Source organism: Candidatus Omnitrophota bacterium (assembly GCA_028716565.1).
Classification (GTDB): domain Bacteria; phylum Omnitrophota; class Gorgyraeia; order Pluralincolimonadales; family Pluralincolimonadaceae; genus Pluralincolimonas.
Map to the genome: position 1 here is coordinate 437842 of JAQUPL010000001.1, position 13094 is coordinate 450935.

Genomic DNA, 13094 nt, shown 5'->3' on the forward strand with positions numbered 1-13094 from the left:
ATCATCCTTGGGCTGATTTCTTCATTAATTCCAGCCCTTCTTTTACGGTCAAAAGCTTTATCTTCAGTTCTCTTTCGATCTTGGCGGTGTTATAGCTCGTGTTGCTCGGACGAGGCGCCAAATCTTTGAATGCGGCGCTTGAAACGGAGCTGATGAGGGCGCGGTTTAACCCAAAGATATCCGCCACAAGAAGGGCAAACTCATACCGGTTCAAGATATCTTTCCCGGCTATATGATAAAGCCCCTCCTTGCCCGATCTTATAAGGGCCCATATTATCTCGGCGCAACTGGTATTTAACAACGGATTTTCAAAGACATCGTTCACCATCTTCACCCCTTCGCCGCGGCCAAGCTTCTGGATCAACCAGGTAACGGGATTAGACCGCTCATTTTTGTTATTCCAGCCATACATCAGTATCGGCCTGACGATGAGGTGCTTCAAGCCGCTCTCCCTGACGATCTTTTCCCCTTCCAGTTTCATCTCGCCGTATTTGTTGATGGGCGAGGGCTTATCGTCCTCCGAATAGGGGGCGGACTTGCCGTCAAAAACCGCGTTTGTGGATATGAAGGCCATCTCCGAGCCGTATTCCCTGCATAATTCCGTAATGACCTGCGTGCCGAATACGTTTGAATTCCGGGCAACATCGTAATTTCGCTCGCAATAATCTACGCTTGCGGCGCCGGCCGTGTGTATGACGACCTGGGGCCTTGCCTTGTCAAAGAGACTGCGCATTTCGTCCTTTTTGCAGATATCGGCCTTATGGTAGGCGACATTTGCCCCGTCTTGCATGTTATAGGCGCCGATATAGGCGGCACCTATCTTGGCATCCCCGCCGGTCTCGATAAGCGCTTTTCCCAGCAATCCCGTGCCGCCGGTGATCAATATCCTGTTTTTTCCCATTATCCTTCCCTTAACCCGTACCATGCGTAACATGCTTTAAGAAGACTAAATAATCCGGCGGGGAGAAAAATTCCTTAATATTAAATTCGGGGTACTCCTTAGTCCCAAGCGCGGCAACAAGCTTCTCCTTGAAATCGTCCGCAAAAGAAACCTCTAAATAGTCCCTTATAAAATACTCGAGCCCCAAAGAAATACCCTCGGGGATGTAATACAGCGTTTTAACGCCCAGTGAGAGGGCTTCAAACACTACCGTTGACGCGGAGGTGACCAGCAAAAAACAATCCTCCAGCAGTCCACTCATGTCTTTTCCGGTAAATTCGCAATTTTCATATCCGGAGAACTCTTTGGCAAGTAAGACTGAGCCCCATGAATACGGGTGGGGCTTGATAAGGAACTTATATCCGTTGAATTCACCGCTAGCCAGGCACGCGAGGACCTGCCTTTGTAAAGATACTGTTACCTCGGGGAAAATAGGAAGGGCAACGACGATATTATTCGTCTTCCTCCCGTTACGGTCCTTGCCGCGAAGAAAGAGGTGCTGAAGCCGGGTAGCGCCGGCCTCCTCCACCCGGCAGGCCCTATAGCGATCTTTTAAAAAATCGAGCCACTTCTTCCCGGCAGCCAGTATCACCTCCGGCAGGGGCGCATCCTTCTCGAAAACCGAAACGTGGTAATCCAGCCAATTGACCGGAATCGTCATATGCTGGTAGGCGATCTTCTTTACCTTCTCACCGAAAGCAAGGTTGAGCATCTTCTCCCACGGCTGGTTCTCGAACGGATATATCATAGAAGTCCCCGGAGCCAGCTTTTTTGCAAGGTTCCTGTAACAGTAATAATAGAAAAGGTACGCCTGGAAGCCGTTCGTCTCGTTCTCGTTCTTTTCTTCGTTCTTCAGGAGAAAATCCAGCAATTCCTTGTCTTTGATACCGCTGTCTTCGGAGGGCCCGCAGTCAATAGACATCCTGGTAAAGAATACGCGCAAAAAGTCTGCCAATCTTAAATATGGCAGGAGAAGCGCGATATCCTTAAAATTTTTTTTCAATTCAATCGCGTGTTTACGCTCTACAAAAAGCGGCGTTACCCTGAAGACACCACGGCCGTTCTTTCTTAAAAAACTTTCCAACCCCCCGAAGTATGGGTCATTGTACTCCGGAAGCCGCGAGAAGACCCTGTCGTCGATAAAGCTGTGCAGCAAGGTATCGCCGGCTTTAGGCCCGGCGGAAGTAAAGAACAACCTGAAAAATAGCCAATGGAAAAATATGTCAAAGAACGCCCGGGCGCCCTTGATCTTTTTCAGGGCCGTCTTTAGATAGTCCGGAGCCACCGGCCCGCAGACCTCTGTATTCGGAAGCCGGAGCCGCTTAAGATTCGCCAAAAGCCGGATGTCGTCCGCCAAAAATACATGGCTGCCTTTGGAAGCCGCATAGGATCCTATGAGCTTGATATATACATATTGGTGGAACATGGCCATCTGGGAAGTCGACTTAGATGCCACCCTGCTCGAATACCACAGTACCCTGTCCTTTTGGAGCGTCGAGACCTTTCCTATATAGTCGATGTAATTATCCCTGACCAGAGAGACAATCCGTTCTATCCCCTTGCCCACAAATACCCTTTTCTGCCTGCCGAGGACGGCCTCGGCCGGGCAAGATCCTTTATCGACGCCCAGGTAAGACCAGGACAAGCCTTTTAATTTTTCTATATTACGTCTATCTTCCGGAAAGACAATGTATACCATTAAATATTATAAGGATCCCAGGATAGAAGACAATCCGGACAGGTCGTTTATCTTCAGGCAATCTACCGCCGCGAAAATACCGGTATTGCCGTTTATCCGCGCGATGAACCTGACGCCGTTATCTTTTGCCGCCGAATAATCGCTCATCGCGTCGCCGACGTACACCGCCTCGCCGGGCGATAACCGGTTTCCGCTTAAGATATCTTTTACGATGGCCGATTTCGATTTGGGCGCGCCGTAAATACCCGCAAAATACCGGGCCATCTTCCTCTTCTGCGCTATCTCTTCGATCTCCTCCTGCGGGGTAGCGGACGCGATAAAGCATTTGTATCCGGCGCTGTAAGCTTCAAGGAATTCCCTGCCGCCTTTGACATAAGGGGCGTTTACGACTTCTTCGAGGACAAGGCCGGAGAAACGCTCGCAGAGTTCCTTGAACCTGCGTTCCGTAAGCTCCTTCTTAAGGAGCGTCTTGTAAAAATATTTTATCTTATCGAACCTTGATACGCCGGTATGCCTCACATGATAATCGACGACCTGCTTGACGATCTCAGGGCCTTCATCCTCAAACAGCCTGGCGAACGCGTTTGTCTTTATATCGACCGATTCAACGAGGACGCCGTCGAAGTCGAATACTATCGCCTTAATCACTAAAACCTCCTATGATAGTGCATGGCGCGCTGTCTGCTCCCTCAACCCTAAGCGGCGAGACCGTCGCTTCGGACAGGCCCTTTAGGTCGCACGATAAGTCCATATCTTCTATTATAAGGACGGGGTTGTTCTCGCCCTCCGGGTCCAGGAATGCCTTGTGGGCCTGCCTGCCGATAGGACGGGCGCAGAACGGGGAAACGGATATCCAGTCGATCCCCACGGCCCTTATGTTAGGCAGCTTCTTCCTTATATACATCCCCACGTCAGGGTGTATCCCCGGGTTCTCCTTGCAGTACAATTCCTTGTCCCTGTGCCTTGTCCAGCCGGACTTCAAAAGCAGGATGTCCTTCGACCCGTCTATCTTCTCCAGCCACTTGCCGGCGCTCAAAAGCTCCGAAGGGGCCAGCGTGACGTCAATGGCCTGGGGAGCCCTGAAGACCCAAAATTCGGGCGGATAATCCGCGGCCTTCTTCCCGGCCTCAAAAAAATGATTGGGCGCATCTACGTGGGTACCCCAATGGCTTCCCATCGAAAACCGGTAGATGTTAGCCGAGCCGCCCCCTGAGATAGAACCTGTCTTGGCCATATCGAGGGAGTGTCCGCCGCCGTACGCGGGCAATTTATCCGTTAAGAGATGGGATAAAAACCTGTATATCATTTTCCGGCTTTCTTTTTAGCTGCTTTTACGGCATGATCCGCGCGCGGGCTGAATTGCTTGTGCATTTCATAAATGCTGTCCAGGATCCCCTGGCTCAGGTCGAGATAAGTCTTGCTCGCCAGCCTCTTGCCTATCCTGGGCTTAAACGAATAAGGCGTTATCTCGTAGTGGCCGCTCTCCCTCGGGGACAGGAATTCGATATCTATCTTGTTATCGAACATCTCGCGTATCATGACGAGGAGGTCTTTTATCCTCATCTGCTGGTTCCCGGTGAGGATCACGTGCTGGTTGGAGAACTCCTTCGCGAGTATTTCAACACTTCCTTTGGAGGCGTCGAATACGTGTATATATTCCCTTAATTCTTCCCCGTCGCCGTACCGCCTTATCTTGCCTTCGGTCAGGGCCTCTCTTATTATCCTGTGGATGAAATTGCCTTTATCCGACCGCGGGCCGTAAAGGGACCCGTAACGCAGGATCGTATAGGGAAGGCCGTACACTTCGTGGTAGTCCTCGATCAAGAACTCGCATGCCTGTTTAGCGCTCCTGTAGAACGAACCGGCCTTGCTGTAGACGTAAAGGGAGCTGGCAAATACGAACCTTTTGATGCCGGCTTTCCTTGCGGCTTCCAGCAGCACGGAATTGCCGAGTATATTGGCCTTCACGGTATCGATAGGCCGCTTGCTCGCTTCCTCTATGTCCGCAATTCCGGCAAAATTATAGACGACCTCGCACCCCTTCATGCTCTTTGACACCAATTCCTCGTCCAGCACGTCGCCTACGATCATCTTTTGCCCCTTCTTGAGATATTGTGAGCGGACAAGGTCATAAACTATGACATCGTGCCCGGCATCGGTCAGGGCGTCCGCCACATGACTGCCGAGGAATCCCGAACCGCCAAAGACTATGACTTTCATTTAACGTCCTCCAGTCCTTTTAACAGATTCTTCACCGCTTCCACCTCCATCTGTATCCTTGCCTCCCTGGCATAAGAACCGATGTGCGGCGTAAGTATGACATTTTCCATCTCTTTTAAAGGCCCCTGGTAGGGCTCCTGCTCAAAGACATCCATTGCCGCCCCTGACAGGCTGCCGTCTTTCAAGGCGCGGCATAAGGCCGCTTCGTCGACCATTCCTCCGCGCGACACATTGACGACCCACGCAAGTTTCTTCATCTTCTTAAGCTCGTTCTCCCCCAGCAGGTATCCTTCTTTTGTCTTGGAGACGTGTATCAGAACTATATCGGACGTACTTAATAATTCGTCGAGCCCGGTCTTTTTGGCGCCTGCGGCCGGCTGCCCGGCGGCATCCTTTATGTCATAATATGACAATTCGCATTTAAACGGGCCCAATAACTCCGCCACTTTCCTTCCTATGCGGCCAAAACCGATTATGCCGACCCGTTTCCCGCTCAGGAGGCTTCCCATCCTTTTTTTCCATTTCCCGCCGCGGATCTCCCTGTCCATCTGGGACGTCCTTCTCAACAGGCTTAACAATAATCCCACGGTAAGCTCAGCCACGGCGAGCGTCGGGGCGTCGGGCGTATTAAAGACGCGTATGCCTAACTCCGCGGCTGCCTTCAGGTCCACATTATCCATCCCGGCTCCGCAGCGTGATATGACTTTAAGGCCGGGAAGGCGGGCCAAGTTATCCCTGTCGAGCGGCTCGGTCCCGGCGACGATGCCTACCGCACCCGAAGCGAGCTTGGCTATCTCGTCTTTTGCCAGGCTCCTGCCGTTCGTGTTCAGGCCGGCCTCATAACCTGCCTCTTTGAGCAGGTCAAGCGGCGCGCGGTCAAATTCCCCAAAACTCGATGTCGAAATAAATATTTTTTTCATGGGCTCCTCGTTAGAAATACTTCTTTTGGTATTCTTCGCTCAATTTCTTGAATATCGCTTCGCTTCCCGGTTCAAGATTCTCAACTTTTTCGATATCAGGCCACATCGCTTCCGGGAACTTCACATAGAGACAGAATGTCTTGAGGAGCTGGTTGAGGCGCTCCTTTGTAATATTCTTGTTCTTTATGACACTATTCTGCAGGAGCGAGGCATTCGTGACAGAGCGGTCGATAAGGCCGTCCTTTACGCAAAGGTCATATAATCTCGTCCCGGTATAGGGATAGAATATGAAAACGCTCACCGTATCCGACCTTACCTTCCTGTTCAATCTTATGGTGTCAAAGATGAGTTCGCGCGTCTCATAGGGGAACCCTATGATATTGTTGACGCTCAGGGGGACGCCCACTTTATTGATGGTCTCGGTGGCCCTGATAAATTGATCGTTGGTAAAGTTCTTCCTTATTATCTTTCTCCTGAATTCCTCGTTGCCGTGTTCGAGCCCGACGGTGATACGGTCGCAGCCGCAATCCTTAAGCAGCCGCACCTTATCTTCGCTTATCGTCTCCACCCGCGACTGGCACCAGAAAGGAAGGCCGACCTCGTCCCTTATCCTCGACATCAACTTCACTAATACATCATCTCGGAGCGTCAGGAAAGTGTCGCTGTTAAAATAAAGGTACTCGAGACGGTATTTTTCCGCCATCTCTTTCATCTCTTCGATTATCTTCCCGGGGTCCTTCTTCCTGAAATAGCATCCGCCGTTCTGCTCCCGGTACCAGTTCCGGTAAGCGGGCGAGGCACAAAAACTGCAGTCATAAGGGCATCCCCTGTCAAAGTCTACAGGCAGCATCCTGTACATCTTTCCCTGCATGGGGCTGTGCAGCCTCTTTGGGTCAAAAAGCGAATAGTCGGGGGTAGGCAGCTTGTCCAGGTCGACCAGCGGCCTGACCTTGTTCTTGACGACCTCGCTGCCGCGCCTAAAGCATAAGTTTTGGACGTCCGAGTGATCCAGGCCGTTTTGCATCCTTTCGCATAATTCCACCAAAGCGCCTTCGCCTTCGCCGAGGCAGATGGAATCTATCTCCTTATTCTCAAACGCCTTCTCCTTGAGGTAAGAGATATAAATGCCGCCGAAGATGGTCGGCGGCCTGTCCTTACCCAACGATCCTATCAGCCTTAAAGCTAGCGGCATCGTGTCTTCCACGACCGTAACGCCTATCAGGTCGGGCTTGAATTCAGCGACCTTTTTTTTGAAATCTTCGGTAACATCCGTTTTTTTGATGGATATCCCGTAATCCTGGGCGTCATAGCTCCTTACCTGCAGGTACGACTTCCGGATCTCGTCCGGGTTCTCCATGTCGGTGCAGTAATATGTGGTATCGAACAACCCGACTTCAAAACCCTTCTGCTTAAGGCAAGCCGTGAGCAGCCCTATGGACGGGGGAAGCAGGTTCTTCATCATCATGTTCGGATATACCAACAGCGCTTTTATGTTATTCTTCATTTTCCAGGCTTCCGATCCGGGGATCCCTTGGCGGTAAACGCTTCTTTAATTACCTTGTAAATCTGTCCGTGTCCTAATCCGGTGTAATGGACGCCGTCGTAGGAAAGTTTTTCGGGCCTATAAGCGGCCCCCTCAAAAGGATAGAGATATTCGATCCTGCCGCTCATCCCGCAGATTCCGGCTAAAAATCTGTTAGAATCTTTCAGTTTTGTAAAAAACTCTTTCGGCCGATTCCTTTTGATCTTTATTCCCTGGCTTACTTCTAACGTGCCCATGAGTATCGCGTTTCCCGAATGGCGTTCGATGCAATCCGCTATCTCCTTCTTGAACCTCTCCCGGTTAAAATCTATGGAGTAGAGATCCTTGATTTCGCCGTTCGATAGCAGGTATTTGCTTAATCTTTCAACCCGGAACCGCGCTTTTTTAAAATAGACGGCCTTTTGGTCCAGTATATCGTTTATTATTTCAATCTTTTTCGGAGTAAAGTCGACGAGCCCGATCTCGGTGATCAAATGCTTAAAATAGAGTTTGTTCGACTCCAGGAAATTTACCAGCGTCAAAAAGACCGTGCATTCCTTGGGACGGACCACAAGCATTACTGACATCTTCTTGTCCTTAAAATAACGGAACATCCTCATGCTCCAGCTGTCATTGATAGATTTGATGTTGGAGCTCCTTGAATCGGAAAATATCAATACGTCTATCGCGCCTTTTTTCGGAAGGTTGCAGCATTTGAATACAAAGTCCCTGTTCGGGTTATCCCTGCCCGGCCCGAATTTCAGTCCTGCCTGTTTTTTCCCGCTTCTCGCCATTTCCGGTATCTCAGCCCCTGCAATCCGCCTTTATTACCTTTGCGGGAACCCCGCAAGCCAGGGCCCCCGGCGGTATATCGCGGTTCACGACTGCGCCGGCGCCTATGACGGCTCCTTTACCTATCGTCACATTGCGCAGCACGACCGCATTTGCGCCTATCCAGACATCATCCTCCACGACTATCCTGCCTCCGGTATGGCCTTGTTTGTTGATAGGGATATCCTTGCGTCCGTATATGTGGTTGCTCGCGCGAATGACGACATTCGGCCCGATCGCCACGTTGTCGCCCAGGATTATTTCGCCGTCGTTTGCGGCCCCTATTATCACGTTGCTGTTCATGTTGACCCCGTTGCCGATCTTGATGGTCCCGTTATCATTGGCATAAAGGCAGCAGTTGTGCATTATATTCACGCGATCGCCCATAGTGATGCCTTTCGGGTTCGTGACCCTGCAGCCGTATGAGATAATGAAGGAACGGCACCGGAGGAATTGCGGCGACCAGTATAAGCGCCGCGCCAATATCCCTATCCTTCCCGGAAGATAAGCGATAAACAACCTCTCGAACCACTCCCTGCACTCGGCGACCACCGTTCCTGCGGCGCGTTTCATGTTTCCTATCAAGCTCATGACAAGGGCCCTTTCTTCCTGGCTATTATCCGCATATGGGAACTGAGATCGTTACTTGCGATCCAATCCTGCAACCCTTCCTTGCACACGTCAGTGCCGGAACGCGCTACCATCTCCCATAGCCTGCCGGCTTTTACGCCTTCATCCTTTATCATCCCTTCGACTATATCCCAGTCAAGCTTGCCCGGCGTCGAGACCTCTTCCGCCTCGAAACCGATCCTCTCCATCAAATATCTCAATGAATGGGGATTAAAGAAATTAAGGTGGTGGGGCGGCGAAATACTCTTTGACTTTTCCCATAACAGCAGTATGTCAAAGCCCATCCCGTTCAAGGTGGTCGCGAACAGCCGTCCGCCCGGCTTCAAGAGCGAGTGGGCCTTCTTGAAAAAGGAAAACGGGTCATGCAGGTGCTCGGCCAGTTCAAAAATGCTGAGCACATCGAATGAGCCGTCCAGGCCGGTTATATCTTCCATGCATGCGCATTCCACCTCAAGGCCGTTCTTTTTGCAGATATCGGCCATTTCCAATGACGGCTCTACCGCAATATACTTGTTCCCGGAGGCAATATCCCTCAATTCTTCAAGGAAGATCCCGAACCCGGCCCCTATGTCCCCTATGACAAGCTCCCCGCTTTTACCGAGCATCTTGGCCAGATATTCCGCCCTCGGCCTGAATATCTTTTCCCTCCTGGCCGCGGCTACCGGCTTAAAGAACTCGTTTACCCAATAACTCGTCGAAGGCGAGTTTGAGTAAAATTCCTTCAATTTATTGAACGGCGGCCTCGGATTCACGAACAGGGTTGAACATTTCTTGCATGACACATACTTAAAACCCGCCTTTTCAAACTCGAAGGTGTGCTCTGCGCCGCCGCAGGACGGGCACCCGGCCGCGGCAAACGAAGCCGGGTCAAAGAATTCCCGCGCGTCTTTTTCGACCAACTCGAGATACTTATTGAATGTACTGCGTTTTCTTATATCGTTTTCTTTCATGGTATCCCGCCTAACGGTATCCCTTCATCAAACGGTCCTTAAGCATCAGGTTCTCGACCTTGCGGAGGTCTTCTTCGGTATCCACGCTGTATGTGTCGTATTTCGTCCGGACCATCTTTACCTTATAGCCGTGCTCCAGGACCCTGAGCATGTCTACGGATTCCACGACCTCAAGCGGCGTCATCTTCAGCTTATTGAACTTGATGAGGAAATCCCTCCTGAAAGGGATTATGCAGACCTGCTTATACATCGGGACCTCCTTTGCGCCTTTCTTCCAGGACGGGATAGGCTCACGCGAAAAATACAGGGCCGAACCTTCCAGGTCCGTCACTACTTTTACCGCATTGGGGTCTCCCTGCTCTTCCTGCGATTTCAGGGGCGCCATAAGGTTGACTATCTGGACGTCCTTATCCTTCAACATCGGCCTTATCGATTCCTGGATCATCTCGGGATAGATCATGGGCTCATCGCCCTGTATCATGACCACTATGTCCAGCCTCTTTCCGGTCTTCTTCTCTATCTTCAGCATCGCTTCAGCTGCCCTGTCGGATGCGCGCTCGTGCGTATCTTTGGTCATGACCGCATTCATGCCGTTTTTTTCGCAATACTCCTTTATCTCCTCATCGCATGTGGCGATATATACGTCCTTAAGGGACTTCGCCAGCTTACTCCTTAGGTATACATGGCCCACCATCGGGATGCCGCAGATCCCGGCCATCGGTTTCCCCGGAAAGCGCGATGATGCCATGCGGGCCGGGATGATGCCTGCGATATTGATACTATGTTTTTTGTTCACCTCAGCTCTCCTGTCACTTCAAGGCATTTCCTGCCGAGATACAGGGAATCCAGCCCTACCGCCAGGAATTTATAACCTTTTTGCTTCAATTCCTTTGCCCTTTTTATATCCGGCTCTACCACATGGAATCCCATCGGCTTCTTCATCTTCCTGCAGACATCCTCATAACGCTTGATCGCTTTTTTGACTTCGGGCCTGTCAAATCGACCGGGATACCCAAGCGAACCGGATAGGTCATACGGCCCTATTATCGAGCCGTCGATCCCGTCAACGGCAAGGATCTCCTCCAGGTTATCAACGCTTTCTATGTGTTCTACTTGGGCTATGATTATGCTTTTCTCTCGCAGCCATTTCTTGTAACGCTCGAACCCAAAACCGTACCCCTGGGCCCTTGCCAGTCCTACGCCCCTTGTCCCTTTCGGCGGATAATTCACCGCCTTTACCGCCGCCTCGGCGTCAAACCTCGTATTTACCATCGGGACTACCACGCCGTGGGCGCCCGCGTCCATCACTCTTTTTATAAGGCATGGGTCATTTTCCCCTACCCGGACAAGAGGGACGACCCCGGACAACTCAATGGTCCGGATCAATTCCTGCGCCTCAGGCAAAGTCATGGCGGAGTGCTCCATATCCACAACAAGCCAGTCGAAGCCCGCCCTTGCCATTATCTCGGCGACGGCGGTATCCCCGATAGTAATCCAGGAACCTACGCTGTATTCATTCCTTCCCAATTTCTTTTTCAGGTCAACCATTATCGCCTCCCTCTGATTTTTGCCTCGCTATCCTTTTGAATGCCTCGGATCCTTTGGAGAGGTCCGAAAAAGTCCCTTCATCGACGATTTTCCCGCCGTCAATGACATAAATATGGTCGGCGTGCTCAAGCGTATGCAGCCGGTGCGTAACTATGATGACCGTCATCTTCCTTCCGAGGTTTTTCAGCGCATTATATACCTTCTCCTCGGTATTGCCGTCCAGCGCCGATGTGGCCTCGTCGAGGACCAGTATCTCCGGGTCCCTGTAGAGCGCCCTCGCGATGCCTATCCGCTGCTTTTGGCCTCCCGATATCCGCACACCTTTTTCGCCGACATGGGTATCGACCCCTGCGGGCAATTCTTTCACAAAATCTTCGAGCTGGGAGACCCTGATGACCTGCCGCAGCTTCTCAGCATCGACCTTTTCAGCGGGGACCCCGAATGCGATATTGGACGAGATACTCTCATCGGTAAGGAATATATTCTGGGGGATATACCCTATCGACCGGCGGTATTGCAGCATATTGCCCTTGTCAAGCGCCTGGTCCCGGTAAAAGATTTTGCCCTGGTCCGCGCCCAACAGGCCTACAATTATATCTACCAGGGTGCTCTTTCCCGCGCCTGTCTCGCCTGCAATAGCTACCGTGCTGCCCAGTGGGATGGAAATATTCAGGCCTTTAAAGATGGGCTGGGCCGCGGCCTTGTAGCGGAACGTGACATCATCCAGCCGCAAGGTCCTGGCTCCCGGCCCGGCACGCAGGGCCCTGCTACCGGCAGGCGCTGCCTCCAAATCTTCGATCTCATCCTTGAGTATTTCATGCACTATATTCAAACTGTTGAAACCGTATTGGAGATAGCTGATGCTTGAATATATCTTGGTAAATGACGGAAGGAGCCTTAACGCTGCCACCGCGAGGACAACTAACACCGGTATTACCTCTGCGGGCGTCCTATGCATGTACGAACTGGCCAATATCATGGAAAGTATAAAAGCGAACAATATGAGTTCGAATATGTAACGCGGCAACCCCGAAAGGACCGAGAACTTCACGAACCCGTCCGCATATTTCCTGGTCACGTCATAATATTTTGATATGAAAAACTGCTGGGCGTTATAAAGTTTTATTTCCTTGATCGCGCCTAAAGATTCTAAAGCCACCTTGAACATCTTTCCGTTGAATAACTCCCGCTGGCTCGCATACCCATTTATGCGCTTTTTGAAAAAAATGTTCACCCATATGGCAACGATACCCACTACGGAAACAAGTATTACCATCAACAGCGGATACAGGGCTAATAAGAACAGGGATATGCCTATGATTATTATGCTCTCCGAGACCACCGAGACGACCGGGTTCAGGAAATAATATACGACGTTCGAGACCTCGGTGGAGACGTTCTTAAAGAGTGCGGCTGAATTGCTGTCGAGATAAAATGCGTAAGGTTTGGTCAAATATGCCCTTAAGGTCTCACTGCTAAGGCGGGAATATATGACTCCCATTACCTTCTGCTGATAGTAGAGCATTGCAGCCGAGTAAAGCGACTTAAATAAGAATATCAGGAATGCTGCGGCGACCAGGATGGTAAGGAAAGACACTTCGTCCTTCGCGCCTGACATGACATAAAGGTCCGACAGTATCTTTGAAGAGTGTATCTTCTCCGGCGCAAGGAAGAGCCCCAGCACAGGGATCAGGATCCCTATGCTGAATATCTCCGATACCGATAATACGCACGCGCCGAGAGACAAGCCTAAAAGCTTCAGCTTCTCGCCCTTGGTCAGCATCCCCCTTATCTTAGTCAACGATCCTGTCTTTGGCATATCCCCTCTGCGTTA

13 protein-coding genes are annotated in these 13094 nt (G+C 51.0%); all 13 read right to left on the minus strand.

Features of this window, described 5'->3' with window-relative positions:
- Position 1 precedes the first annotated feature (1 nt).
- Genes PHO67_02270 through PHO67_02330 form a run of 13 tightly spaced genes read right to left on the minus strand, consistent with a single transcriptional unit; the run spans position 2 to position 13079 of the window.
- Positions 2-925, minus strand: a complete 924-nt coding sequence (locus tag PHO67_02270) for an SDR family oxidoreductase (protein ID MDD5545973.1) — start codon at positions 923-925, stop codon at positions 2-4.
- The gene (locus PHO67_02275; GenBank protein ID MDD5545974.1) at positions 912-2639 is read right to left on the minus strand and encodes a hypothetical protein; all 1728 of its coding nucleotides are present in this window, start codon (positions 2637-2639) and stop codon (positions 912-914) included. The genes PHO67_02270 and PHO67_02275 overlap by 14 nt, the downstream gene beginning before the upstream one ends.
- Before the next feature lie 6 nt (positions 2640-2645).
- A complete protein-coding gene (locus tag PHO67_02280) occupies positions 2646-3287 on the minus strand; it encodes an HAD family hydrolase (GenBank protein ID MDD5545975.1) in 642 nt (213 codons plus the stop codon).
- Positions 3280-3945, minus strand: coding sequence for a cyclase family protein (locus PHO67_02285; protein MDD5545976.1), 666 nt, complete (start codon positions 3943-3945; stop codon positions 3280-3282). Before PHO67_02285 ends, PHO67_02280 begins: the two co-directional genes overlap by 8 nt.
- On the minus strand, positions 3942-4859 hold the full coding sequence (locus PHO67_02290) for an NAD(P)-dependent oxidoreductase (protein ID MDD5545977.1): 918 nt from the start codon (positions 4857-4859) through the stop codon (positions 3942-3944). The genes PHO67_02285 and PHO67_02290 overlap by 4 nt, the downstream gene beginning before the upstream one ends.
- Entirely contained in the window at positions 4856-5779 is a 924-nt protein-coding gene (locus PHO67_02295; protein MDD5545978.1) for a phosphoglycerate dehydrogenase, read from the minus strand. The genes PHO67_02290 and PHO67_02295 overlap by 4 nt, the downstream gene beginning before the upstream one ends.
- A gap of 10 nt (positions 5780-5789) precedes the next feature.
- Entirely contained in the window at positions 5790-7283 is a 1494-nt protein-coding gene (locus PHO67_02300; GenBank protein ID MDD5545979.1) for a radical SAM protein, read from the minus strand.
- Entirely contained in the window at positions 7280-8095 is an 816-nt protein-coding gene (locus PHO67_02305; GenBank protein ID MDD5545980.1) for a hypothetical protein, read from the minus strand. Before PHO67_02305 ends, PHO67_02300 begins: the two co-directional genes overlap by 4 nt.
- A 10-nt stretch (positions 8096-8105) precedes the next feature.
- Positions 8106-8723 carry a DapH/DapD/GlmU-related protein gene (locus PHO67_02310; protein MDD5545981.1) on the minus strand — a complete coding sequence of 206 codons (618 nt, stop codon included), beginning with the start codon at positions 8721-8723 and terminating at the stop codon, positions 8106-8108.
- Positions 8720-9712 carry a class I SAM-dependent methyltransferase gene (locus tag PHO67_02315; protein ID MDD5545982.1) on the minus strand — a complete coding sequence of 331 codons (993 nt, stop codon included), beginning with the start codon at positions 9710-9712 and terminating at the stop codon, positions 8720-8722. The genes PHO67_02310 and PHO67_02315 overlap by 4 nt, the downstream gene beginning before the upstream one ends.
- Before the next feature lie 10 nt (positions 9713-9722).
- A complete protein-coding gene (gene kdsB, locus PHO67_02320) occupies positions 9723-10490 on the minus strand; it encodes a 3-deoxy-manno-octulosonate cytidylyltransferase (protein ID MDD5545983.1) in 768 nt (255 codons plus the stop codon).
- A gap of 14 nt (positions 10491-10504) precedes the next feature.
- Positions 10505-11260, minus strand: a complete 756-nt coding sequence (locus PHO67_02325) for an aldolase/citrate lyase family protein (GenBank protein MDD5545984.1) — start codon at positions 11258-11260, stop codon at positions 10505-10507.
- Positions 11253-13079 (minus strand): ABC transporter ATP-binding protein, encoded by a 1827-nt coding sequence (locus PHO67_02330; GenBank protein MDD5545985.1) that lies wholly within the window; start codon positions 13077-13079, stop codon positions 11253-11255. The genes PHO67_02325 and PHO67_02330 overlap by 8 nt, the downstream gene beginning before the upstream one ends.
- Positions 13080-13094: the final 15 nt, after the last annotated feature.